This window comes from Candidatus Bathyarchaeia archaeon, assembly GCA_035283685.1.
GTDB lineage: Archaea > Thermoproteota > Bathyarchaeia > Bathyarchaeales > Bathyarchaeaceae > DATETJ01.
This window is the reverse complement of sequence record DATETJ010000009.1, coordinates 475,181-500,808: the sequence shown is the minus strand read 5'-3', so window position 1 is coordinate 500,808 and position 25,628 is coordinate 475,181. Positions and strand designations below refer to the sequence as shown.

General features: G+C 48.7%; 21 protein-coding genes and 1 pseudogene. 14 read left to right on the top strand and 8 right to left on the bottom strand.

The annotated features are described in order from the left end of the window. Nucleotides 1-4 precede the first annotated feature (4 nt). The 8 genes from VJ249_09230 to VJ249_09195 form a co-directional block, all read right to left on the bottom strand. Nucleotides 5-2,017 carry a sodium-translocating pyrophosphatase gene (locus VJ249_09230; protein HKZ94743.1) on the bottom strand — a complete coding sequence of 671 codons (2,013 nt, stop codon included), beginning with the start codon at nucleotides 2,015-2,017 and terminating at the stop codon, nucleotides 5-7. A gap of 413 nt (nucleotides 2,018-2,430) precedes the next feature. Continuing rightward, the gene (locus VJ249_09225) at nucleotides 2,431-3,885 is read right to left on the bottom strand and encodes a Ni/Fe hydrogenase subunit alpha (GenBank protein ID HKZ94742.1); all 1,455 of its coding nucleotides are present in this window, start codon (nucleotides 3,883-3,885) and stop codon (nucleotides 2,431-2,433) included. Further along, nucleotides 3,882-4,862, bottom strand: coding sequence for an oxidoreductase (locus VJ249_09220; GenBank protein HKZ94741.1), 981 nt, complete (start codon nucleotides 4,860-4,862; stop codon nucleotides 3,882-3,884). Before VJ249_09220 ends, VJ249_09225 begins: the two co-directional genes overlap by 4 nt. Further along, on the bottom strand, nucleotides 4,859-5,737 hold the full coding sequence (locus VJ249_09215) for a CoB--CoM heterodisulfide reductase iron-sulfur subunit B family protein (GenBank protein ID HKZ94740.1): 879 nt from the start codon (nucleotides 5,735-5,737) through the stop codon (nucleotides 4,859-4,861). The genes VJ249_09220 and VJ249_09215 overlap by 4 nt, the downstream gene beginning before the upstream one ends. Beyond that, nucleotides 5,734-6,273 carry a 4Fe-4S dicluster domain-containing protein gene (locus VJ249_09210; GenBank protein HKZ94739.1) on the bottom strand — a complete coding sequence of 180 codons (540 nt, stop codon included), beginning with the start codon at nucleotides 6,271-6,273 and terminating at the stop codon, nucleotides 5,734-5,736. Before VJ249_09210 ends, VJ249_09215 begins: the two co-directional genes overlap by 4 nt. After that, a complete protein-coding gene (locus VJ249_09205; protein ID HKZ94738.1) occupies nucleotides 6,266-6,703 on the bottom strand; it encodes a hydrogenase iron-sulfur subunit in 438 nt (145 codons plus the stop codon). Before VJ249_09205 ends, VJ249_09210 begins: the two co-directional genes overlap by 8 nt. Further along, complete coding sequence (locus tag VJ249_09200) at nucleotides 6,696-9,713, bottom strand: CoB--CoM heterodisulfide reductase iron-sulfur subunit A family protein (protein ID HKZ94737.1); 3,018 nt, start codon at nucleotides 9,711-9,713, stop codon at nucleotides 6,696-6,698. The genes VJ249_09205 and VJ249_09200 overlap by 8 nt, the downstream gene beginning before the upstream one ends. A gap of 32 nt (nucleotides 9,714-9,745) precedes the next feature. Further along, a complete protein-coding gene (locus tag VJ249_09195; protein HKZ94736.1) occupies nucleotides 9,746-10,552 on the bottom strand; it encodes a DUF2096 family protein in 807 nt (268 codons plus the stop codon). Nucleotides 10,553-10,664: 112 nt separating this feature from the next. Between VJ249_09195 and VJ249_09190 the strand changes: the two genes are divergently transcribed. The 14 genes and pseudogenes from VJ249_09190 (at nucleotide 10,665) to VJ249_09125 (ending at nucleotide 25,619) form a co-directional block, all read left to right on the top strand. Further along, on the top strand, nucleotides 10,665-11,696 hold the full coding sequence (locus VJ249_09190; protein HKZ94735.1) for a PhoU domain-containing protein: 1,032 nt from the start codon (nucleotides 10,665-10,667) through the stop codon (nucleotides 11,694-11,696). A gap of 216 nt (nucleotides 11,697-11,912) precedes the next feature. Continuing rightward, the gene (locus tag VJ249_09185; GenBank protein ID HKZ94734.1) at nucleotides 11,913-12,401 is read left to right on the top strand and encodes a 4Fe-4S dicluster domain-containing protein; all 489 of its coding nucleotides are present in this window, start codon (nucleotides 11,913-11,915) and stop codon (nucleotides 12,399-12,401) included. Nucleotides 12,402-12,415: 14 nt separating this feature from the next. Then, nucleotides 12,416-13,285 carry a CoB--CoM heterodisulfide reductase iron-sulfur subunit B family protein gene (locus VJ249_09180; GenBank protein ID HKZ94733.1) on the top strand — a complete coding sequence of 290 codons (870 nt, stop codon included), beginning with the start codon at nucleotides 12,416-12,418 and terminating at the stop codon, nucleotides 13,283-13,285. Between the two features lie 13 nt (nucleotides 13,286-13,298). Then, nucleotides 13,299-14,594: a CoB--CoM heterodisulfide reductase iron-sulfur subunit A family protein gene (locus VJ249_09175; protein ID HKZ94732.1), complete on the top strand. Its 1,296-nt coding sequence runs from the start codon at nucleotides 13,299-13,301 to the stop codon at nucleotides 14,592-14,594. A gap of 3 nt (nucleotides 14,595-14,597) precedes the next feature. Further along, entirely contained in the window at nucleotides 14,598-16,379 is a 1,782-nt protein-coding gene (locus VJ249_09170; protein ID HKZ94731.1) for a CoB--CoM heterodisulfide reductase iron-sulfur subunit A family protein, read from the top strand. A gap of 1 nt (nucleotide 16,380) precedes the next feature. Further along, nucleotides 16,381-16,812: a hydrogenase iron-sulfur subunit gene (locus VJ249_09165; GenBank protein HKZ94730.1), complete on the top strand. Its 432-nt coding sequence runs from the start codon at nucleotides 16,381-16,383 to the stop codon at nucleotides 16,810-16,812. Nucleotides 16,813-16,832: 20 nt separating this feature from the next. Then, complete coding sequence (locus tag VJ249_09160) at nucleotides 16,833-17,258, top strand: hydrogenase iron-sulfur subunit (GenBank protein HKZ94729.1); 426 nt, start codon at nucleotides 16,833-16,835, stop codon at nucleotides 17,256-17,258. 4 nt (nucleotides 17,259-17,262) lie between these two features. Then, nucleotides 17,263-19,176, top strand: coding sequence for a CoB--CoM heterodisulfide reductase iron-sulfur subunit A family protein (locus VJ249_09155; GenBank protein HKZ94728.1), 1,914 nt, complete (start codon nucleotides 17,263-17,265; stop codon nucleotides 19,174-19,176). 19 nt (nucleotides 19,177-19,195) lie between these two features. After that, a pseudogene (locus tag VJ249_09150) lies at nucleotides 19,196-19,597 on the top strand (hydrogenase iron-sulfur subunit). After that, nucleotides 19,598-20,824, top strand: coding sequence for a (Fe-S)-binding protein (locus VJ249_09145; GenBank protein ID HKZ94727.1), 1,227 nt, complete (start codon nucleotides 19,598-19,600; stop codon nucleotides 20,822-20,824). It begins immediately after the preceding pseudogene. Continuing rightward, nucleotides 20,821-22,140, top strand: a complete 1,320-nt coding sequence (locus VJ249_09140; protein HKZ94726.1) for a CoB--CoM heterodisulfide reductase iron-sulfur subunit A family protein — start codon at nucleotides 20,821-20,823, stop codon at nucleotides 22,138-22,140. The genes VJ249_09145 and VJ249_09140 overlap by 4 nt, the downstream gene beginning before the upstream one ends. A 2-nt stretch (nucleotides 22,141-22,142) precedes the next feature. Beyond that, nucleotides 22,143-23,906, top strand: coding sequence for a CoB--CoM heterodisulfide reductase iron-sulfur subunit A family protein (locus tag VJ249_09135; GenBank protein ID HKZ94725.1), 1,764 nt, complete (start codon nucleotides 22,143-22,145; stop codon nucleotides 23,904-23,906). Between the two features lies 1 nt (nucleotide 23,907). Next, on the top strand, nucleotides 23,908-24,345 hold the full coding sequence (locus tag VJ249_09130; protein HKZ94724.1) for a hydrogenase iron-sulfur subunit: 438 nt from the start codon (nucleotides 23,908-23,910) through the stop codon (nucleotides 24,343-24,345). Further along, complete coding sequence (locus VJ249_09125) at nucleotides 24,342-25,619, top strand: CoB--CoM heterodisulfide reductase iron-sulfur subunit A family protein (GenBank protein ID HKZ94723.1); 1,278 nt, start codon at nucleotides 24,342-24,344, stop codon at nucleotides 25,617-25,619. The genes VJ249_09130 and VJ249_09125 overlap by 4 nt, the downstream gene beginning before the upstream one ends. Nucleotides 25,620-25,628 lie beyond the last annotated feature (9 nt).

The window sequence follows — 25,628 nt, the reverse complement described above, 5'->3', positions numbered from 1 at the left end:
AGCCTTACGGGTACAGCGTAAGCAGCACTGGCACGATTAGCAGCGCTGTCATGTTTGTCAGCTTCATGAATATGTTGAGCGATGGACCTGCAACGTCTTTTAACGGGTCACCGACTGTGTCTCCTGTCACAGCGGCTGCGTGTGTCGGCGTGCCCTTCATCCAGAATTTCTGTTCGATCAGTTTCTTGGCGTTGTCCCAAATGCCTCCGCCAAAGGTGAAGAACGGAGACAGCAGAGCAGAAGTGGCCAATGCGCCGAGCAGCATGGCGCCCAAAGCGTATTTTCCCCACGATCCAAACGCGAACCCTACTATTATTGGGGAGGCGACTGCCAGCAGTCCAGGCGCAATCATCTGTTTCAAAGCGTTTTTTGTACCTATATCCACGCATCGAGCGTAGTCGGGCTTAGCTTTTCCTTCAATGATGCTTGGGTTTTCGCGAAGTTGTCGTCTGACTTCATCCACCATTAGGTAAGCTGTTTTCCCAGTGGCTCCGATGGCTAGCGAAGAGAACAGGAACGGAAGCATCGCGCCGAGTAGAAGTCCAACGATTATGATAGGGTTTAGGAGTCCTAGGCTCATTTCATAAAGTCTGACGTTCTCGGCGTATGCAAGGAATATGACCACTGTTGAAACCGTGCCTGACGCCGTGGCAAACGCTTTAGTGTACGCTTTGGTTGTGTTTCCAGTGGTGTCCAGTTCTTCGAGTGAGCCGCCGTCCGATGGACGTGACTGAGCCATTTCTGATATGCCCAGTGCGTTGTCGCTTATTGGACCGAAGGCGTCGCTGGACATGATTATGCCTATGGCTAGGTCAGTGCCTATGTTGGCGGCTACTATGCCGTAGAGTGGAGGCATTGAGCCGTCTGTTATGAAATACGAGAACAAGATGGCTGTCAAGACTGATATGAAGGGCAGGATGGGGCTTTGAAGCGCGTAGGATAAGCCAGTTAAAATGTTAATGGCTGCTCCCCGTTCCGAAGATTCAGCTACGTTCTTGACTGGTTTGCTGTTTATGCCTATGTAATACTGCACTGCTATTCCCACTGCAAGGCTGGCTGCCAGTCCGCTTACAGCAGCATAGAATATGGTTAGGTTGTTTAGGAGGATTGTTGATGCGAGGAATGCGCCAATTATACTTACAGCCGACGAAGTTAGCAGGCCCACGTTGAATGACATGATGGGCTTTGTTTTCTTGTATCCTCTTATGACGAACACTCCGACTATTGTGGCTATTACGCCTGTGGCTCCGAGCATGAGCGGAAACATGAAGGCGTTAATGCCGTAACCTAATGGTATGAGCAAAGTTGCTCCCAAAATCATGGCTGTTATGTAGTCGTCACTTATGGATTCGAACAGATCGCTGCCTCGACCCGCACAGTCACCCACATTATCTCCCACAAGATCCGCAATTACCGCTGGGTTGCGCGGGTCATCTTCGGGAATCCGCTGCTCAATCTTGCCAACTAGATCAGCGCCTATGTCAGCGCCTTTGGTGAATATGCCTCCGCCCAACTGCGCGAATAGGGCGGCAAGGCTGGCGCCGAACCCAAAGCCCACGATCAACGCTGGGTCTTGATAGAACTGGAAAAGGAGGCTGACACCTATGAGGCTAAGTCCCACAACTGAGAGACCCATCACCGCCCCTCCTCGAAAAGCAATAGTAAAAGCCTTTGCAGATGATGTTCTGGCAGCGTTGGCGGTTCTAATGTTAGCTTTGACGGCTACGCGCAGACCAATGTATGCCGCCAACAAGGACAGGAACGCCCCAAAGGCAAATGCAACTCCCACTCTCAAGTCTCTGAAAATAACCGTGATGGGAATGAGCGAGACAGCGGCGAAAATTCCTATAGTTGTGTATTGCCGTTTTATGAAGGCTTTAGCGCCTTCTTCGATAAAGTCAGCGTATTTTTCGAGTTGTCGTGGTCCACGCGGTTCCTTCAGTATGGACCATGATAAGTAAACCACGACCAACATGGCAAGGACTCCGATTGACAACGCAAGCCATGTGAGGTCCAATTGCCACCGCGCACCTTCTCCCTAAAGATTGGATTCATGATTCCAATGAAATTGGTCTTACAGCAATTATAGACGCTAACTTATAAACGTACCATGTTAGCGTGGAATACCGAGAGTCATGGTGTCATCTTCCTGTGTCCAACTGTGATATCTTCCCAGTTTGCTCGAAAGCAAAATCTAAAACGCTAGAAAGAACATCTGCATATTAGTTTAGACAGAGGGAAATTTATGAAAGCTTTGAGGAAAAAGAACATCAAAAAGAAGAAGAAACATCTGGAAAAAGTCGGAAAAGTCTAACTGGCGCAGCCTCAGGAAATTCAGCTTTGAATTTTCCGTTTTTTCTGTCCTTAAGAATCCTCAATAATTCCTCAGCGTTGTTGAATGAAAGGGGCACATGCGTTTTACTGAGATGGTTACCTTTGTATTGTTTTGAGCAGGTTTTTGTCGTGGTCGTAGATTTTGACTTCTAGTGGCATCTGTCCAACTGCGTAGTGTGTGGCACATCCGAAGCATGGGTCATATGCTCTGAAAGCCATCTCCACCATGTTGAGCAAGCCGTCGTTGACTACGCCGCCTTTGATCAAGCCTTTCGCCGCGTCTCTAATCGACATGCAAATGGCTGGAGCATTGTTAACCGTTGCAACTATCAAGTTTACCTTCTTAACTAAGCCTTCATCATCGAGCGTGTAGTGGTGAATCAAGGTTCCGCGTGGAGCCTCAACTATGCCGACGCCCTCGCCGGGTTCCCCAGGCTTGCCGCGTATGTCTTTGCTTGTCACTTCTTTGTCTCGGCTTAATTCCAGTGTTCGTTCAGCCGCGTACAGGAGCTCTACGAGCCGCGCCCAGTGGAATGCAAGTGTTGAGTGAACTGGTTTGCCGCCTAAGGTTTCGTACATGCGTTTGAATTCTTCCTGCGCAAGCGGTGTTGCCATGCCTTCTGAAGCGTTCAATCGTCCGAGTGGTCCAACCCTGTAGATGCCGCTGCCCGGTCCGTCAACCAAGCCTTTCCACCCGATTCTCTTGAGATAGGGCAGTTTAACGTAAGTCCACGGTTCCACATGCTCTTCAACATTACTCAAGTAGTCAGCTGGCGCCCACTTAGCGAATTCTCTGCCCTCCGGGTTAACTACCCGAATCTTGCCGTCGTAAAAATTCACCTTATTGTTCTGGTCCACTTGACCCATATAGTAAGTGCGATGCTTGTACGCGTCGCTGAGTATGACATCGACATACTGCTTATTCTTCAAAACAACATCGTTAAACACCTGCAAAGTGAACTGGGCAAACTTAACGGAGGATTCACCCATCTTCTCAATCTGTTGGCGCTCTTCCTCCGACAACGGTTTTGACATGCCGCCTGGCAACCCACAGACAGGATGGGTAGCCTTGCCACCGATCATTGCAGTAATCTTCTGTCCAAACGCTCTATGCTTAATCACTTCTTTAGCAACGTCCAAGCCGACTTTGTTTATCACGCCGAGAATGTTTCGTTCTGCAGCAGGAGCAGTTGGACCCACCACGAAGTCAGGCCCACCCAAGAAATAGAAGTGCAACGTGTGGTCATAGACGTAGTAGCCACTGTACATGAGCTCCCGCAGTTTCTTTGCTGCTGGAGGCGGGTCAACATGAAAAGCTGCATCTAGGGTCTTGGTAGAAGCCATGTGATGGGCAACTGGGCAGACGCCACATATGCGAGGCGTAATAAGCGGCAAATCCTCGGCTTTTCTACCTACGCAGAACCGCTCAAAGCCTCGTAACTCTGGTATCTGCAGGTAAGCATTTGCTACGTCTCCTTGGTCATTCAAGAAGATCTGAATCCTTCCGTGCCCCTCAAGCCTAGTAATGGGGTCAATACTTATCTCCTTCACTTCTTCATCACCTTCCTCTGCAAAATTGATGCTGGTAAAGCGTACCTGTAAAACGTGCCCAACGGGTCCTTAACTTGGGCAATCAGCTTATCGGGATTAAACTCCTTGTTCTTCTCCTCTTCCACCCCTAGTATAGAGGCTAAAGCACTAATCATAGCAGCGCCCTGCTCAGCCACTTTCGGACATGGTCCCCCGCAACCTGTACACGGCATGTTAGCGCTTATGCACTGAGCATCGCAGCCGCCTCTAGTTGCAGGCCCCATACAGATTATTCCCTGCTCTAGAAGGCATTTTTCTAGCTCAGGCGTAATCTCGTAAACCCGGTAGATGTGATGAATCTTCTTGTCCTCTTTCTTCCTCGGGCATTCATCACAGACAGATTTCAAAGGTCCTAATACTGTGCCCTTTGGCGGTAGCTGACCCTTAGCTATGGCTAAGACTGCTTCCACAATTCTCTTTGGTGTGGGTGGACAGCCTGGCAGATAGTAGTCGACATCTACAACTTGATTCAGCGCTTTGACAGTGTCGTGAAACTCTGGCAATTTCAACTCTCCTTCTGGAACCTTGAATCTGGTCTGCGGCACAACTCCCTCCGGGTTGCAGGTAGATGGATTGTTGAGGTAGACAGTTGTGAAGATCTCTTTTTTGTCAGATACGTTGGCTAATCCGGGAACTCCACCCAAGTGAGCACATGAACCAAACGCAACCAACACTTTGGCTTTGCCACGCAACAGCTTCGCCAAATACTCCTGCTCTTCGTTTCTGACCGCGCCGTTGAAGAAGCACACATCTATGCTCTTATCTGGCATGGCTTCGACATCCTTGTACTTGATGTCAATGGCAACAGGCCAGAACACTATGTCCGCTAATGCTACAACATCCAGTATTGCCTCGTCTACGTCGAGCACTGCTATTTCGCAGCCGCCGCAACTCGCCGCCCAATAGAAAGCAAACTTCAGCTTTGGCTGTGTGCTCATGCTAGACTCACGACTTTTGAAGCGTCAACCCGCAAATCTTTGAGCGCCAGCTCGTCAGGAGTGAAACCCATAGCCAAACCAAGAAGCTGAGAATAGTGCAAGACAGGCATGCCATACGTTTCGTTAAACATTCTCTCAATCCGACTCTGATTCGTGTCGAACATCATGTGACAGAACGGACAAACTGTGATGACCGCCTGAGCGCTGACTGCTTTCATGTGAGACAGTTTGTCTCTAGCCAACGAAAGAGGAATCTTATCGTTGACGCCAATCACAGGCGCTCCACAACACTCGGTCTCATCCATATAATCGAGGCATTTGGCACCAGTCACTTCAATTAAGCTCTTGAGAATCTTGGGATCTTCCGGATCATCAAAGCCTATGTACTTCTGAGGACGCACAACGTGACACCCATTGTGCTCTGCAACCGCAAGCTTGGTCAAGGGCTTTTGAACGGTTTCCTTGATCTTCTCCAACCCAACGTCTTCGGCTAGAACCTGCATCAAGTGTTTGACTTCGATTGTTCCCTTAAATTGAAGCCCAACTTCCTTGAGGAAACCGTTGATTCTTTCTCTCTCGTGCTTATCTTCTTTGAGCAGTCTGTTCACTTTGCGTAGCGTGCCAGCGCATCCTGGACACAATGTCATGATAGGCAGTCCTTGCTGTTCGGCGATGCAAAGGTTTCGCGCTGCAAGAGTCAACATAACATCGTGGCTTGCGGGATCAAGTGGAAGTCCACAACAGTTGTAGTCAGGCATCTCAACCAGTTCTAAACCAAGTTTGGCAGCCACTTTCCTCGATGAGACTTCGTAGCTTAAGACTCTGTATGGGATGGCGCATCCGAGGAACAACAGGTACTTTTTGTTTGCCATCATTTACTTCCTCCTTTTTCGATTAACTTTTGGAAACCCGTTTGATTGATGAGCTTCGCTACGCTGTCTACGCTGGCTTTAGGTAAGGGCGGCAACCCCACTTCTTGTCTTCTTCTCAGTCTTAATTCAGGAATCTTGTAGGCTAGACCAGACTCCAAGATGGCTCCTGCAAGTTCCTTGAACACGAATGGCATATGTCCCTCTTGCACCGCCATGTTTCTCAAAGCCCTGATAACGCTGGATATTTCCACATCCTGTGGACAATGATCAACGCACGTGTAGCATGCTGCACAGAGCCATAGCTGGTCACTGGAGAGAACCCTGTCTTTTAGTCCCAACTGAGCCATTCGTAACAGTTTTCTCGGTCGGTACGTGTCGCTGAATCTAGCGATTGGACAGTCAGCCGTGCATGTCCCGCATTGGAAACACATCATCATGCGTTCGCCGCCGTGAATCTTCTGAACCTCTCTCTTGAATTTCATGTCAATGTCGGAGATTCTCAATGTCTGTTTGGCTTCAGCTTCTTTCTTTTCACTCATGACTTATTCCTCCATTTTTTAATGGATTTGGTCCAAGCTTTCGAATTTCCTCTACCATTTGCTTTATAACCATAGCGAATTTGTCTCCCTCAGAGGCAGAAACCCATTCCACCCTCAGCCGTTCAGGCTCAATGCCGAACTGCTCCAAAACCTTCTTTGTGAGAAACACTCTTCTCAAAGCCTTAAAGTTGCCGGAAAGATAGTGACAATCAGACGGCACATGGCAACCAGCAACTAAAACGCCGTCAGCGCCATCTTTAAACGCCTCAAAAACAAACGCTGGGTCAATTCGTCCGCTGCACATCAACCTAACAATCCTCACGTTGGGCGGGTATTGAATTCTGCTGACTCCAGCCAAATCCGCGCCGGCGTAGGCACACCAGACGCATAGGAATCCTATGATTTTTGGCTCAAACCCGTCCTCAGTCATGCTTCGACTCCTCCACTAATACTGCCTTGACCTGCGCCAGAATCTGCTCGTTTGTAAAGTGTCCAAGCGTAATCGCCTTGGTAGGACACGATGAACCGCAAACGCCGCAGCCCTTGCACAGCGCCTCAATAACTTTGGCAACCGGTTTCTCGCTGTTCATCCTCATTTCAATGGCGTTGTAGACACACAAAGACTCGCAGATTTTGCACCCGCTGCAGAGATTCTCGTCAACGTTCGCTATGCTTCCCTCCATCTCTAAGGTGCTCTTCGAAAGCACGGTTGCAGCCCTAGCTGCTGCTGCACAAGCTTGGGCAATGCTCTCATCGATAAACTTCGGCGAATGCGCCATGCCGCAAAGAAACACGCCATCGGTTGCGAAATCAACTGGGCGCAGTTTCATGTGCGCTTCTAGGAAGAATCCATCTTTTGACAAGGGCACCTTCAACATTTCAGCCAAATGCTTGTTGTCAGGCTGCGGAACAGTGGCCACGCTTAAGATCAGGAGGTCAGGTTCTATTGGAACCCATTCTTTAAGAACAGGCTCCCAAGCTGCTACAGTCAGTTTTCCCTCTTTCTTAGTTACATTGGGTTTGTGTTCATCGTCGTAGCGGATGAAAATGACGCCTTTGTCAGATGCTTCTCGATAATAGTCCTCCATGAACCCAAAGGTCCGCATATCCTTGTACAAAACGTAAACGTCAGTATCAGGGCTGAGTTCTTTGACTTTCAAAGCATTTTTGACCGCTTGACCGCAACATATTCGTGAACAGTTGGGGCGCTCAGGATTTCTTGAGCCCACGCACTGTATCATGGCTACCGTTCTTGCGTTTAAATCGCCCTTGGCAAGTTTCTTTTCTAATTCATGTTGCGTCAGCACTCTTTGGTCAGTTCCGTAGAGATACTCATTTGGCTTGTACTCTGCTGCGCCTGTCGCCACAATCACGACGCCATGTTCAATCTCTTTCTTTTCGCCACCATTGTCTATCGTGGTCTTGAAATTTCCAATGTACCCTTCAATGTCCTCTATGTCCGAGTTCAGGTGAACGTGAATCTTGTTGTCGCTCTCAACTTCCCTGATTATTGATTCGAGTTGCTTCTGTGGATCTTGTGGATCAAGTAAATAGTAAATCTCACGCGCGTGTCCACCGAGCGCTCTTTTTCTTTCCACTAGGTGAACATCGAAGCCCTGATTCGCCAACTCTAGCGAAGCAACCATTCCGGACAAGCCGCCGCCTATGACCAAAGCAGATTGAGCCACGTTGATAACAGGCTTTTTCAGGGGCTTCAATAGCCGAGCTTTGGCCACAGCCGCCCTCACCAAGTCCTTAGCCTTGACAGTAGCCTCTTTGGGTTCATGCATGTGCACCCAAGAACATTGGTCCCTGATGTTTGCCATTTCAAAAAGATAGATGTTCAGCCCAGCTTCGCGAACAGTTTCTCTAAAGAGCGGTTCATGTGTCCTAGGCGTGCATGACGCTACAATAACTCGGTTGAGTTCATGTTCCTTGATCTTTTCCCTAATTCCCTTTTGAGTATCCTGCGAACAGGTGTAAAGGTTATGCTCTGCGTACATGACATTCGGCAGCGTTCTGGCGTAGTCCACAACGGCTGGAACGTTTACCACGCCGCCAATGTTGATGCCACAGTGGCAAACGAACACTCCGATGCGAGGTTCCTCGCCGGAGACGTCTCTTTCAGGTGGATACACTTTTCCGGTTGCGAATTTGCCTCGCTCCGTCGCTATGATACTGCCTGCTTTAGCAGCCGCTCCACTTGCTTGAGCCACGCTTTCAGGAATGTCCTTTGGAGCAGCAAACGCGCCGCAAACGTATATTCCTGGCTGCGATGTTTCCACCGGTGAAAACGGCTTTGTTTCGCAGAAATTGTACTTGTTTAATTCTATGTCAGCAATCTTAGCCAGTTCTTGCGCTCGTTTTGGCGGTCTCATGCCCACGGATAATACGACAAGGTCGAATTCCTCGTCCTTTGGAGTCTCATCATCCACGTGTCTTACTATAAGGTTCTGTGTCTCCGGAATCTCGTGTACGCTTGAAACTCTTGATCGTACGAATCTGACCTTGTATTCGTCCACAGCTCGGTTGTAGTAAGAGTCAAATTCCTTTCCAAATGCCCGCATATCCATGAAAAAGATAGTGCAGCTAACGCCTGGAGAGTGTTCCCTAGCTATGACCGATTCTTTGATTGCGTACATGCAGCAGGCGGAGGAGCAGTAGTTGTTTCCAACTAGGGCATCGCGTGAACCCACACACTGTACGAAAGCTATTCTCCATGGAATTTTTCCGTCAGAGGGTCGAACGACCCTTCCACCGTATGGTCCAGATGCGCTCAAGATTCGTTCAAACTCAATGCTGGAAACGACGTTGGCATATCGTCCATAACCATACATGCTTTTTAGTCGAGGGTCAAATTCCTCAAAGCCAGGTGCGAGAATAACAGCTCCAACGTTAAGGGTTAAAACCTCTGGTTTCTGATCGAAGTCCACGGCTCCAGCTCTGCAAACGTTTCTGCACAGTTCACATTTGATGCAGTTTTCCTCATCAATTGCGTATTTCAAAGGAACTGCTTGCGGGAATGGAACGTAAATCGCCTTTCGAATGTTCAGTTTCTCGTCGAATTCGTTGGGAACTTCAACGGGGCAGTGCTGGGCGCAAATGCCGCAACCGTTGCAGGTTTCCTCATTCACATATCTCGGTTTTCTAGTTACTTTAACTTGAAAGTTTCCAGCTTGACCGCTAAGTTCTTCCAACCTTGCGTTGGTGATCAACTGGATGTTTGGATGTCTTCCCACGCCTACAAGTTTAGGCGCAAGAATACACATTGAACAGTCGTTTGTTGGAAAAGTCTTGTCCAGCTGCGCCATCGTCCCTCCGATACTTGGAGACTCGTCTAGCACGTAAACTTTGAATCCAGCGTCTGCTAAATCAAGCGCAGCTTGTATTCCAGCGATGCCGCCGCCCACGACGAGTGTTGCGCCGACCTTGTTGCTCATTTTTCGCCCTCTCAGTAAAGGTTTACCTAGGTTCAGCTTGATTGGAGCTGATACAACATTTCAATGGCTCTTCTGACCGTTCTTTTCTCGCCCCGAACAACGAAATGCAGGCTGTTCTCGGGCTTGACCATCACATTGAGCATTCTAGCGATTTGATCTACTCTTTCTCGGGGAACGGCTTTAGACAACGTGATCCTTGTCCACCCAATACTGTTGCTCTTCGGCAACCCAGGCACAAATCTGGGTCCAACAGTTGGAATCTCTCCAAGTTCTCCCCTCTCGGCCTTGTCAAGTTCACTTATCCAATCTCGTGCGTAGTCGTTACAAACGCAGATGGCTGTCGCCATAAGATCGCGCTTAACTTTCTCCAGACTGTTTTGTAGATCTGGCAAGCGCTCATTTGCCAGCTCTATGTCACATTCAGGGCACGTGTGTGAACGGACAAAATTGATAAGGGTTCGACAATTTCGGAGTTCTCGTGTGATTTGCGCGTCAACCTTAGTGTCTTTTCGAACGAGATCTCCAAAAAGCCTTACTAGAACCCACCAGATCTGATCGGACCGTTGTAGCTGAACGTTGATGTGGTCTCTTGTCCCATGCGCTACTGGCACTGTCAACGAAATAGGGGCTATCGGGAAAGATTGTTTATGTGAAACAGTTTCTGCAAGTAGTTCTTTCTCAAAGTCTGGTTCGTCCTTGCTACCGAGTTCTTCCAAGCGCAGCCGAATTGATTCGGCAACAAACTCTGAAATACTTCGGTACCTTCCGGTTCTCTTAAGGATTTTTCTGATTTCCTCAATCAGTTCTTCTCGGAGGCTTATAGTTGCCCATTCTGGCATGTGATTTCCTCTTCTGGGATCTTTCTTATGGTATCTGTAACTCAAACATAACATATATATACTTCGCAAATAATTAATTTACATCTATTTACAAGTAAGTAGAGTATCTAGAATGGAAAGCAGAAAAGTTCAGCGGGTCGGTTACTCCACATTTAGCGTATCTCTACCTAAGAACTGGGTAAGAGAATCTGGCCTGAAGCAAGGCGACCTCGTCATGCTGCTTCCGGAAAAAGATGGCTCGCTAAAACTTGTGCCAAGCAGTATGGTCGAGCGCAAGAAGCAATCAGAAGAATACACGATTAACTCTGACCTCTGCAATGAGCCTGGACTCTTGGAGAGACTGATCGTGGGGAGTTACATTCTCGGGCGAGACGTCCTGAGGATAGTTTCTTCAACGCGAATAAGCAGAGCGCAGATCGACGAAGTCCGCGGGATTACGCACAGACTCATGGGGCTAGGCATAGTTCAAGAGACACCACAGCAAATAGACCTTCAATGTTCCATAGAGCCTACAAGATTCAAGATAGATATGCTTCTGCGCAGGTTGTCCGTTATTGCTTCAACCATTCACACTGAGGCGTTACAGGCGTTGACTGAATCCAATCGGGATTTGGCAGAGGATGCAATTCGACGAGAAGATGAAGCTGACATGATGTACTGGCTCGCTTTGAGGCTGATGCTCTCAGCTCAACGTGACCGAGTGATAGGGGACAAGATTGGATTAGACGATCCTTCTCAAATCCTGTATTACGGGTTAATCACAAGGTACCTGGAATTGATTGCGGATCGCGCCGAGTCCATTGCGAGAATGGCACGTGATCTTCACACTCTTGGCAAAGAGAAAGCGAGTAAAAACTTGATGGCTAGGATAGCAAGCATGGGAGAGTTAGCGCACAACCTGTTCCTGAAAGCCATGGACTGCGTCTTCACCGGAGACATCGAACTGTCCAACAATCTCTTAGAGATGGCGAGGGATATCAGAAGCGAACATGAGCGACTACTGAAAGAGCTTCCAGAAAACCCAATTTTGAGAACAGTCGTCTTAGAGCTAGATAGAATCTCAGACCATGGCGCAAGCATCGCCGTGATCGCTATAAACAAGGCGCTTGAAAAACCAAGCAAAATATGTTATACAAGGGACTAGATTTCGTAACGCCTAGGCATTTTTATCCATTCTTATAATAGGAAATACCAATTTTACAATTTTGGATCCAGAGGAAATAGATTTCACGAACTGCTCAAAATGGCGCTGAATTATTCCTTTTACGCTAAAATTGGCATAAACTGCACAAAAACATATTAGGCTCCACTCACACGTGCATATTTTCCTAACCTCGAGTATAGTCAGGAGAGAGTTTGCTTGAGCGAGCTTGACTTCGGTTTCATGGGAAAAGTAGCGAACACTCCACGCGGTAAGGGCATTCTTCTATGTATTCAGTGCGGAAGATGCTCCAGCAGCTGCCCAGTGGCAAGACTGACCAGTGAGCACAACCCCCGACGTCTAATGGAAATGATCATTTTGGGCTTCAAAAAGGAGGTTCTGCCAACTCAACTGCCATGGTATTGCTTGTCATGTTTCACATGTCTCGACCGTTGTCCTCAAGGCGGGGATGTAGGCGAAGTGATGTTTGCCATAAGGAATTTGGCCGTCAGCGATGGCAACGTGCCGCCAGGGGTCTTCGCGCAGGCCAAAAGCCTCTACGAAACAACGCGCGTTATCAATCCTGTGCGATCTGTTTCAGATAAAAGAGAAAGCCTCGGTTTGGGCAAAATCACGAACGATGGATTGGACGAAGTGCAGAAGATTCTGAAGAGAACGGGAATGGAGAAAATCGTCAAGTCAAGATAGGAAACGTGGGAAAAATGAAGTACGCGTTTTTCTTGGGCTGCCTCATACCCGCAAGAGAACCCAGCTACGAGGTTTCAGTTAGAAAAGTTATGCCCGAATTAGGAATAGAGCTAGTTGACATGAAAGGAGCAAACTGTTGTGCCCCTTTCAGCGTACAGTCAGTTGACTATTCAAGCTGGGTGGCGTTGGCTGCACGCGACCTTTGCATAGCTGAAGAAATGGGTCTGGACATCATGACTCTTTGCAATGACTGCTATGAATCATTGTTGATGGTGAATACCATGCTAAAGAGAAACCCTAAGCTCAAAGATCAGACGAACCAAATCCTCTCGGAAGTAGGCAAAGAGTACAAAGGAAAGGTTGATGTCAAGAATCTCGTTGATGTTCTCCATGGAGACTTGGGAATCGGCAAGGTCAAGAACGCCATTAAAGAGCCCATCAACGGATTGAAGGTTGGAGCCCAGCCAGGATGCCACTTGACCAAGCCCAAACGTATACACTTTGAGCTTTTAAGAGGGTTCAACGAATTAGACGCGCTTGTCAAAGCCACCGGTGCTGAGTCAATTCCCTACGAACGCAAGGAAATGTGTTGCGGAGGTCCTTTAAGAGACATAAACGATGACTTGGCCCGACAGATATCGCGGCAAAAGCTCATGGCTCTCCGAGACGCCGAAGCGCAGGCTGTAGTCACGGTTTGCCCATTCTGCTTCTTACAGCTTGACTTGGGGCAGTTAGAGATCAAGAGGCACTTCAATGAGGAATACAATTTGCCGGTTGTTCATTTCATTGAATTGTTGAGAATGGGCATGGGCATGAAACTTGAAGACTGGGAAGTAAGAGCGCACAGGATTCCGATAACTGATCTATTCAAGGAGAGATTTTGAAGGAGGAAAAAAGATGACAGAGATAGCCGTTATGGTTATAGGCGGCGGAATATCTGGCATACAAGCTTCATTAGACATGGCGAGTAGAGGGTACAAGGTTTACTTGTTGGAGAAGTCGCCTAGCATCGGCGGCAGAATGGCTCAGTTGGACAAGACATTTCCGACTATGGACTGCTCAATGTGCATTCTGGCACCCAAAATGATAGAATGCTCCCATCATCACAACGTTCAACTACTGACATACTCTGAAATGAAAGCCGTTAAAGGCTCCGTAGGAGACTTTGTTGTCACAGTTCTCAGAAAGCCACGGTACGTAGACGAAACGAAATGCACTGGCTGTGGAACATGCGCTGATCACTGTCCCGTTGAAGTACCAAACGAATTCGACGAGCAACTAGGTCTACGCAAAGCCATCTACATGCCATTTCCACAAGCAGTGCCCAGGGCTATGACGATTGACAAAGTCAACTGCATCGATTGTGGACTCTGCCAAAAAATGTGCACAGCAGGCGCGGTTGACCTTAAGCAACAGCCTGAAGAAGTTGACTTAAACGTCGGCGCGATTGTTGTGGCTACTGGCTTCGACCTTTTTGACTCGGCTCAAATTCCAACATATGGGTACGGACGCTACAGAAACGTTGTCACGGCGCTGGAACTGGAGCGTTTACTTTGCGCCTCAGGACCAACTGGCGGGCATTTGATAAGGCCTTCTGATGGAAAAATCCCTAGAAAAATTGCTTTCATACAGTGCGTTGGCTCCAGAGATAGAAGATTTGGAACCAGCTACTGTTCCAGCATATGTTGCAAATACTCGGTCAAAGACGCGGTTCTCATAAGAGAACACGAGCCTCATTCAACTGTTAGCATATTCTACATTGACCTCAGAGCGTTTGGCAAAGGCTTTCAAGAGTTCGTCAATAGAGCAAAGAGTGAATATGGAGTGAGATTCATACGGAGCAGCCCAGGCGAAATCATGGAAGACCCGAGCACCAAGGATCTTAAGATATGGTATGAGGACACGGTTGCGGGTCGAATAGAGAATGCAATTTTTGATTTGGTTGTGCTCTGTCCAGCTCTTGTACCACGGGCTGACGCAAAGGAGCTTGCCAAAGTCTTGGGCACAGCTGTTGACCCGTCTGGGTTCTTCCAAGCTGCAAATATTCTGACAAGTCCGGTGGACACCACCGTTCCGGGAATCTTTGTGTGCGGTTACGCTCTTGGACCAAAGACCGGGGACATCCCAGACTCCATCATGCAGGGCAGTGCGACAGCATCTAGAGTGGCTGAAGTCTTGGAGAAGAGAGTGTAGTTTATGGCAGAAGAGGAGCCACGGATTGGAGTATTCATCTGCCAATGCGGCGTTAACATAGGCGGTGTCGTAAAAGTCCCAGAGGTTACGAAATATGCAAGGACTCTTCAAAATGTTGCCTACGCTGAAGACAACATCTACACGTGCTCTGAAGCAGGATTAGCCTCCATAAAGAAAGCCATAAACGAGCACAAACTCAATCGGGTCATCGTTGCGTCCTGCACTCCTAGAACCCATGAACCACTGTTCAGGTCAGCGTGTGAAGAGGCGGGATTGAACAAGTATCTCTTTGAGATGGCGAACATCCGTGAACATTGCAGCTGGGTTCACAAACATCAACCGGAAAAAGCAACGAAAAAGGCAAAAGACATAGTACGGATGGCAGTGGCAAGAGCTGCGTGGCTCAGTTCCCAAGATGAACCAGAGTTGGAAATTAAGGACTCATCTCTGGTCATTGGCGGTGGCATCGCGGGAATGATAGCTGCTTTGACACTTGCTGAACAAGGTTTCAAGGTTTACTTGGTTGAAAAAGAACCCGAACTTGGCGGCAACCTGCGAAGACTGCACAAGCTGTATCCAACTATGCAGGACACGTCTGAAATTCTAGAGCCAATCATAAAGGCAGTGAACGAACACAAGAACATAGAAACTTTGACTTCAACCACAGTGACAGATGCCAAGGGTTATGTGGGCAGTTTTAAGACCGCACTCGCCAAAAATGGCGGTGACAAGAGAGAAATTGATGTTGGAACCATAATTGTTACCTGCGGCGCATCCAGCTACACGCCTCCAAAAGGACTCTATCAGTACGGCACTCACCCAAACATTGTGACACAGTTGGAAATGGATGAGCTACTGGGAAGCGGAAAGATAGAGAAACCGCCTGAAAGAGTCGTCATGATCCAGTGCGTGGGAGCTAGAAAGGGCGAAATACGCGCGATGGATCTTGCTGGCTTTCCAAAATCCGACACAGCACGATTGTTGGCGAAGATTCTCAAAGCCAAGAAGGAGGAAGGGTGGCCGTATTGCTCAAAGATTTGCTGCATGAACGCCATCAAAAACGCCATACTCATAAAGGAGAGGTTTCCTGAGACAGACGTCATAATACTCTACGGAGACGTCAGAGTATACAAGGAATACGAAGACTTCTATTCAATGGCTCGAGAGCACCAAGTAAAATTCGTTAAACACATCGAGGAAGTGACACCAGAGATAAAGCAGGAATCAGATGGACGACTAACTGTTTCAGCTTACGATGCATTGTCAGGCCAGGAAATTCACCTGCCCTGCGACTGGATTGTGCTCTCAACGCCTTTGATACCGCGCAAAGAAGAGGTCATTCTCGCAAGACTGCTCAAAATCCCAATAAGCCAAGACGGCTTCTTGATGGAGGCTCACCTAAAGCTTAGGCCAGTTGACACTCAGACAGATGGGATATTCTTAGCAGGTACGGCTTCAGGTCCAAAAGATGTTCCAGAATCCGTGGTCTCAGCCAAGGCAGCAGCCGCCCGAGCTGGTACGCTCATGGCTAACAAGAAAATGAGAACGGAAGCATTGACCTCAGTTGTAGACGAGGAACAGTGTATTGGCTGCGGGCTCTGCGAAGAAATCTGTACATATAGTGCCCATTACTTGGAGGAAGGAAAGTCTCACACAATAGCCGCCCTTTGCCGCGGATGTGGCGCGTGCGCGGCTGAGTGTCCTAGAAGGGCAATCACGATGCAGCACTATACGGATGATCAAGTTTTAGCGCAGGTGAAGGCTGCTTTGACGGAGGAAGCATAGGATGGAAGAAGTGAAAGTTGAGGAAGAATTCGAACCTGTGATCTTGGCCTTCTGCTGCAACTGGTGCTCTTATGCTGGCGCAGACTTGGCCGGGACGAGCCGCTTCGAATATCCCACCAATGTGAAAATCATCCGTGTTATGTGCAGCGGGCGACTGGACCCAACATTCATTCTCTCAGCGTTCAGATGGGGAGCTGATGGCGTGCTCATAACTGGTTGTCATCCAGGCGACTGTCATTATGTTCAAGGAAACTACATGATGGAAAGGCGATTCGCATTTCTTAAAGATGCGCTTGGTCACCTGGGAATTGAAGCAGAAAGGCTAAGATTGGAATGGATTTCTGCGGGTGAAGGTGAAAAATTCGCGGCTCTTATTCGAGACACGACGCAGAGAATCAAACAACTCGGTCCGAATCCGTTAAGAAAAGCATGAATGATAAGCTGGGAACTTGTATGACAGAAGCCGAATCGGAGTTCGAGCCTCTAATTCTGGCTTTCTGCTGCAACTGGTGCTCTTATGCCGGCGCTGACCTGGCTGGCACGGCTCGAATCTCATACCCCACCAACATACGGATAATACGTGTCATGTGCTCAGGCATGGTTCATCCAGCTTTGGTTATGGACGCGTTGTCCAAGGGTATCGATGGCGTGCTCATAGCAGGTTGCCATCCGGGAGACTGCCACTACACTGACGGAAACTTGAAAACAGAACGACGCGCTGAAGCCCTTCGAGTAATGATGGAAGACATGGGCATCGAAGTTGATCGCCTGCGTCTGGAGTGGGTTTCAAGCGGCGAGGGAGAGAAGTTCGCCAGAGTCGTTCGGGAAATGACCGAGGAACTCAAGAAGATAGGTCCGAACCCGTTCAAGCCGAGGTAGAAACATGTCACAAACGAGTCGGCGCGAACGAAAACGAGCTGCCAAACCTAGAAAGCGCACTGCAAAGAAACCAGTTCTTGTTCCCGAGCCACCTAGGCGGCTGCCTACGCCTTTTAAGCCTGTGCCAAAAGCCTGGAAAGAGGGAGAAGAGCCGAGAATCGGAGTTTTCGTTTGTCACTGTGGCATTAACATTGGCGGTGTGGTCAACGTTCCAGCCGTTGTGGACTACGCCAGAACGTTGCCGAACGTGGCTTACAGCGAAGACAACATCTATACGTGCTCAGAGGCAGGGTTAGCCAAAATAAAAGAAGCAGTAAAGATTCACAATCTAAACCGAGTTATTGTAGCGTCATGCACGCCTAGGACACATGAACCGTTATTCAGATCGGCCTGCGTTGAAGCAGGATTGAACAAGTATCTTTTCGAGATGGCCAACATCCGCGAGCAGTGCAGCTGGGTTCACGCTCACGAACCGGAAGCAGCAACAGAAAAGGCTAAAGACATTGTTCGGATGGCTGTCGCAAGGGCGGCTTGGCTACTCCCTCAGGAAGAGCCGGAGATAGACATAAAGGACTCATGCCTCGTCATCGGCGGTGGCATAGCAGGGTTAACTGCGACGCTCAGCCTAGCAGATCAAGGCTTCAAGGTTTATTTGGTTGAAAAAGAACCCGAACTTGGCGGCAACCTACGAAGGTTACACCAGCTTTATCCTACCATGCAGAACACGTCAGATATTCTGAATCCAACCCGTGAAGCCGCGAAAACTCACAAGAATGTTCAGCTGTTGACTTCAACAACAGTAACTGATGTCAAGGGTTACGTTGGAAACTTCAAAGTTACAGCGGCTCGAAACGGAGAGAACTTCGGGTTCGAAGTGGGCACAATTATTGTTGCCTGCGGCGCCTTAAACTATCGACCGCCTGAAGGTCTCTACCAATATGGACTTTATGATAGAGTTGTAACACAATTAGAAATGGATCAGCTACTCAGCAAAGGGGCAATTGAGAATCCCGAACGAGTAGTAATGATACAGTGTGTCGGCTCAAGGAAGGGCGAAATCAGGGCTTACGAACTCGAAGCCTTCGCCATGTCTGACACCTCGCGCATATTGAGAAAGATTCTCAAGGCGAGGAAGGAGGAGGGCTGGCCCTACTGCTCCCGAATCTGTTGCATGAATGCTATCAAGAACGCTATACTAATCAAGGAAATGTCGCCTAAGACCGATGTCATCATATTGTACAGCGACCTCCGAGTTTACAAGGAATACGAAGACTTCTACTCAAAGGCAAGAGACCTCGAAGTCAAATTCATAAAGTTCATTGAAGAAGCAGGACCAGAGATCTCAGAAACTCCCGATAAGAAGTTGCTGGTTGCCGTTTACGACATGCTTGCAGCTCACGAGGTAAAGCTTATCAGCGACTGGGTAGTGTTGTCAACACCGCTTATCCCACATAAGGACTCCGTCATACTGGCGCGAACCCTGAAAATACCATTGAGCCAAGACGGCTTCTTGATGGAGGCTCACCTGAAGCTTAGGCCAGTTGACACTCAGATGGATGGCATTTTCTTGGCTGGAGCGGCAACGGGGCCAAAGGATGTTCCCGAGTCCATAGTTTCCGCCAAGGCAGCAGCCGCTCGAGCCGCAATACTCATGGCCAACAAAAAGATGAGAACCGAAGCCATTACAGCCTGGGTCAACCCCGACTTGTGCCGTGGATGCGGCAGATGTGAGGAAGTTTGCGAGTTCAAGGCCATCGAACTCGTGGAAGTCGCTCCTCGGGTTGTGAGCGCCAGAATAAACGAAATCTCCTGCAAAGGATGCGGAACGTGTTCAGTCACATGCCCGACAGGAGCCATTACCATGAAGCACTTCACTGAGGGACAGGTCAACGCCATGGTGGAGGCTGCAATAGGCTAGAAGGATCAGGAGGAATTGACTGGTGCCAGAGTACAACCCCAAAATCGTTGGATTTCTCTGTAACTGGTGTGGCTACGCAGGCGCCGACCTAGCTGGAACCAGCCGACTATCCTACCCAACAAATATCAGAATAATCCGAGTTATGTGTAGCGGCAGAGTAGAACCAGTCTTCATACTGAACGCTTTCGAGAACGGCGCAGACGGAGTTTTAGTCGCGGGCTGCCATCCAGGCGACTGTCATTACAGGTCTGGAAACCAGCATGCTGAGAAGAGAATTGACAAAACTAAGAAATTGTTAGACCTGCTTGGAATTGGCTCTGACCGACTTCGATTGGAATGGATTTCTGCAGCTGAAGGAGAAAAATTTGCATCCGTAATCAAGGATTTCACTGAAAAATTAAGAAGCAAGGGACCAAGCCAGATCGGCAAAGAAGCCCATCTTGTCCCTCTGCAGCCCAATGAAGTCGAATCGGTCCATGATCTCCTAAAGAGAACAAAAGCGCTCTATTGCCAAGAATGCGGCAAATGCTCAAGCAGCTGCCCAATAACGCGGCTCGACCCCGCCTATTCTCCGCGTTTGGCAGTAGAAAAAGCATTGATGGGCCTCGAAGACACGGTGCTGACAGACAAAGGCTTATGGTCCTGCCTGACATGCTATCTCTGCCGCCAACGCTGCCCATTAGACATAGAGTACGACGAACTCATTCGCAGCTGCAGGGCGAAAGCAGCCACCAAAGGCATTTTTGGCAAATGCTCCCATGAAGGAGTCTTGCATTCTCTGTCAAGATTAATGGCAAACCCCAAAACAAAACAGAATCGCCTTGGCTGGATTCCCCAAGAAGCAGAAATTGCCAAGACAGGAGACATTCTGTACTACGTCGGCTGCCTACCTTACTTCAACGCCATCTTCGACGACATCGGCGTACGGAACATCGAAATCGCCCAAAGCATGATGAAGGTCATGAACGCAGTGGGAATAAAACCAGTGGTCTTAGAGAACGAGAAATGCTGCGGACACGACCTATCATTTGCAGGCGACTTGGCCAGCTTTGCCCAGTTAGCCAAGATAAATGCGGCTGACATCACAAAGAGCGGCGTATCCACAGTTGTGACAACCTGCCCAGAATGCTACAGAACACTCAAACAGGGTTACACAGAATTCTTGGGCACGCAAAAATTCGAGGTCTTGCACGCATCTGAATTTCTCGCCGACTTAATTGACAAGGACAGGATTAAGTTTGCTGTGAAGCTGGACAAAAAAGTATCTTATCAGGACCCGTGTAGGCTTGGCAGACACATGGGCGTATATGATTCTCCTCGCAAAGTTCTAACACGTATTCCAGGCATCGAACTTGTTGAGATGGAGAGAAACCGAGAAAACGCCATCTGCTGCGGTGTGAGCACTTGGATGGGCTGCGGCAGACATTCAAAACAGATGCAGATAGAGAGACTGACCGAGGCGAAGAACACCAAGGCCGATATGCTGGTCACAGCGTGTCCAAAATGCCAGATCCACTTGAACTGCGCCCTAAGCGAGAAACTGCCCGTGGACAGAAAAGAAGTGGACATAGAAACCATAGATCTCTCCGTCCTAGTCGCCAAGGCAATGAATCTAATGCCCACGTCAATGGAGATGGTTAAGAAATGAGTGAAAAGCCCTCAGTCTTAGTCATAGGCGGCGGAATCGCCGGGATACAGTCCTCACTTGATCTCGCTGGGCGAGGGTTCCAAGTTTACCTTTTGGAGGAGACGCCTACAATTGGCGGAAGAATGGCTCAGTTGGACAAGACTTTTCCAACAATGGACTGTTCAATCTGTATCCTAGCGCCCAAGATGATGGAATGCTTCCGTCACCCAAACATCAAGTTGCTCACCTTCAGTGAACTCAAGGAAGTCAAGGGATCAGTCGGCAATTTTCACGTGAAAATCCTGAAAAAGCCCAGATACGTTGACGAAACAAAATGCACTGGCTGCGCCTCTTGCGCTGAGCACTGTCCCGTCGAGGTTCCCAGCGAGTTTGACATGAACTTGGGCATGCGAAAGGCAATCTACATGCCGATGCCTCAAGCCGTGCCCAGATGTATGACAGTCGACAGAGAAAATTGCATCGACTGCAAGCTTTGCGCGAAGGTGTGCAGGGCAGGAGCAGTTGACTTTTCTCAACAACCATCAGACGTTGAGTTGAACGTTGGTGCTATAATTGTTGCCACGGGGTTCGATCAATACGACCCGTCGGAGATAGTCGAATACGGTTACAAGAAGCACAAAAACGTGTTGACCGCGTTGGAGTTCGAGCGTTGGGTCTGCGCGTCTGGTCCAGTGGGCGGTCATCTCTTGAGGCCTGCTGACGGTTGCATACCCAAAAAGATAGCGTTCATTCAGTGTGTGGGTTCTAGAACCAGAAAATTTGGTGCACCGTTCTGTTCGAGTGTTTGCTGCATGTACGCCACAAAAGAGGCGCTAATTATTAGAGAACACGCCCCAGACGTTGACGTTTACATTTTCTATAATGAAATGAGAGCCTTTGGAAAAGGCTTCCAAGAATTCGTTAACAGAGCACGAGAGGAGTATGGTGTCAAATATATAAGAAGTCGACCGGGCGAAATCCGGGAAGCACTCGATACAAAGAACCTTGCGATATGGTACGATGACACACTCACTAGGGAGATCAAATCACTCAACGATGTAGATTTGGTCGTCTTGTGCCCAGCTTTGCTTCCGAGAAAAGGCAACAAAAAACTGGCTGAAATCATGGGACTCGAACTTGACGACTGCGGCTTCTTCAAGGTTGTCCATCCGCTGCTCGCCCCCGTAGATTCCGCTGTCCCAGGAATATACGTGTGTGGGTATTGTCAATCTCCAAAGGACATCCCTGACTCGGTGGCACAGGCAAGCGCAGCGGCGGCAAGAGCAGCCGAAGCCTTAGCGATTGCTCAGCTGCAACGCATTGAAGGAAGAAACTGAGCATGGCCGAGCAAGAAGAAGAACCGAGAATCGGGGTTTTCATCTGTCAATGCGGCATTAACATAGGGGGCGTGGTTAATGTTCCCCAGGTTACAAAATACGCCAAATCCTTGCCCAACGTGGCATACGCTGAAGACAACATCTACACGTGTTCAGCTGAAGGAATAGACAAGATTAAGGCAGCGATTAAGGAACACAAGTTGAACCGCGTTGTTGTTGCCTCATGCACCCCGCGAACTCATGAGCCATTGTTTCGTGGGGCATGCATTGACGCGGGCGTCAACCCATACCTATTCGAGTTAGCCAATATTCGTGAACACTGTTCATGGGTTCACATGCGTGAGCCAGAGAAAGCAACTGAAAAGGCTAAGGACATAGTTCGGATGTCTGTGGCTAGGGCTTCTTTTCTCAAGCCTCAACAAGAGTCCGAGTTGCCAGTTGATCCCTCAGCTTTGGTGATAGGCGGAGGCATCTCAGGCATCACTTCGGCTCAATGCTTGGCGAATCAAGGTTTCAAAGTGTATTTGGTGGAAACTGAACCTGAACTGGGCGGTATGTTAAGGAAAATCTACAAGTTGTATCCAACAGATGAAGATGCTTCAAAGGTTTTGGAAGCTTCCATAAATGCTGTAACAAGAAACAAGAACGTCCAAATACTGACCTCCACAAAAATAAAAGATGTTGAAGGATACATTGGCAACTTTGAAGTAACCGCCTCTAGAAACGGTGAGGAAAGCAAGTTCAAAGTTGGCACAGTCATCGTTGCCACAGGTGCTACTGAATTCAAACCCACAGGCTACTATGGCTATGACGAATATGACCGCCTTTTAACGCAAGTGGACTTGGAGAAGGTTTTTCAAAGTGGCAAGGCGGCTATGGACCGATACTTTAAGCCGCAGAGAGTCGCCATGATTCAGTGTGTGGGTTCTAGAGAGGAGAAGCCGCCAAGGGCCTATTGCTCAAGAATATGCTGCATGGTTGCCGTCAAGAACGCTGGCATCATAAAACAATGGTACCCCGACTCTGAGGTTTACATTATTTATCAGGATATGCAAACTTATGGAAAAGACTACGAAGAACACAACCGAAGGGCCAGAGAAACCGACATCAAATTCATAAACTACGTCAAGGAGAGACCCCCCGAAGTGATGCCTCTACCCGACAACAGACTAAGAGTGAGCGTTTATCATGCGCTATTGGGCGAAAAAAAGGAACTCGACTGCGACTTGGTTGTGCTCTCCACACCTCTTGTACAGCACGAGAGCGCCAAAGAACTGCAAAAAATACTTAAGGTGCCCTTGGGACAAGACGAGTTCTTCCTTGAAGCTCACGTCAAACTAAGGCCTGTTGACTTCGCAACAGACGGAATATACGTCTGCGGCACGGCTCACGGTCCAAAGGACATCGGAGAAAGCGTATCGCAGGCTTATGCGGTTTCATCCAGAGCCGCGGCTCCGATGGCGAACAGAAAAGTCAGAACCGAAGCCATAACGGCAGTGGTGGACACAGATCGATGCGTGGGCTGCCGCATGTGTGAGAAGCTCTGTCCGTACGGTGCGCACAGAATCGAAGAGGGAAAATCAACTGTGGTAGACGCGCTCTGCAAGGGATGTGGCGTTTGCGCTGCTGCTTGCTTGCGCCGAGCCATATCAATGAGGCACTTCACTGACGATCAGATAATGGCTGAAGTGAAAACGGCCTTCTTGATGGAGCCTACCAGTCCTTCCGTAGCCCTTGCCGAAAAAGAACGAAAGGGAGGGATATGAAGTGACAGAGAAGTTTGAGCCTCGCATCCTCGGATTCCTATGTAACTGGTGCAGCTATGCAGGTGCAGATTTGGCTGGCGTGGGCAGGATGTCCTATCCAACAAACATAAGGATTATCCGTACAATGTGCAGTGGGAGAATCGATCCCCTTCATGTTCTGGAGGCGTTTCGACAGGGCATAGACGGCGTTCTCATAACAGGATGTCACCCGGGTGACTGTCACTACATAACTGGAAACTATGCGTGCGAGAAGAGGATCAAGTTTCTCAAGGAAGTCTTGGCACAGATAGGCATAGAGCCCCAAAGACTTCGTTTGGAGTGGGTTTCCGCCTCTGAAGGAGGCAAGTTCGCCAGAATTGTGAAAGAGATGATTGAGGGAGTTAGAAAACTGGGGCCAAGCCCGTTGAGAAGAGAGGTTCAGGAGCCTTTGTCCACATGAGTAGGGCTGGATTAGTAGTGGGCGCCGGCATCGCCGGGATTCAAGCCGCGGTGGACTTGGCAGACCAAGGTTTTGTGGTCTACGTTGTGGAGAAAAATCCAAGCATAGGAGGCAGAATGGCGCAGTTAGACAAGACCTTCCCAACGCTTGACTGCGCGGCCTGCATCATGACGCCTAAGATGGTGGACGCTGGAAGGCATCCCAACATAAAGTTGCTCACTTATTCTGAAGTCAAAGAGATTCGCCGTGAAGGAAAAGGGTTCAAGGTTAAGATTCTTAAGAAGCCAAGATACGTGGACGAAAAGAAGTGTACAGGATGTGGGGCGTGTGCTCAACTTTGCCCTGTTGAGATTCCCAATGAATTCGACGAGAGGATGGGCGTTAGAAACGCCATTTATGTTCCTTTTCCTCAAGCTGTTCCGCTCATATACACTATTGACAAGGAGCACTGCCTTGAGTGTGAGCTGTGCCAGAATGTCTGTATGGCCAGTGCCATCAATTTGCAGCAGAAACCAGAAGAGATGGAAATCACGGTTGGAGCCATTATTGTCACGACAGGTTTCAATCTATTTGACGCCACAAAGAAAGAGGAATATGGGTTCGGTCTTTATGACAACGTGATTACAGGTTTGGCTTTGGAGCGTCTCTTGAGCGCTTCGGGACCAACAGGAGGACACGTGGTTAGGCCGTCTGATGGAAAAATACCAAAGAAGGTTGCTTTTATTCAGTGTGTGGGTTCTCGAGATGAGAAGTCTGGGAACCTCTATTGTTCGAGAGTGTGTTGCATGTACGCCACCAAAGAGGCTGAGCTGGTCAAGGAGCATGTTCCAGGCGTAGACGTGACCATCTATTACATGGACATTCGAGCCTTCGGAAAGGCGTTTGAAGAATTCTATCAAAGAGCCAAAACCGAATTCAACGTAAAGTACGTCAAAGGAAGAGTGGCAGAAGTCACAGAAAACCCACTGAACAACAACTTGTTCATACGCGCGGAAAACATTGAATCCGGAGAACTTCTGAACGAGGAGGTTGACATGGTTATTCTGTCAACGGGCATCGTTCCAGCCGCGACAAACGAATTTGAGAAAATTCTTCAGCTCCAAAGAAGCGACGACAGCTTCTTCATGAGTGCCAATCCAAAAATCGATCCGGTAACAACGAGTATGGATGGCATATTCATAGCTGGCGTAGCTGAGGGTCCTAAAGACATTCCAGACTCTGTGACTCAAGCTAGTGCAGCGGCAATGAAGGCTTCAATGGTTCTCAAGGAGTAAAGGAGGCAA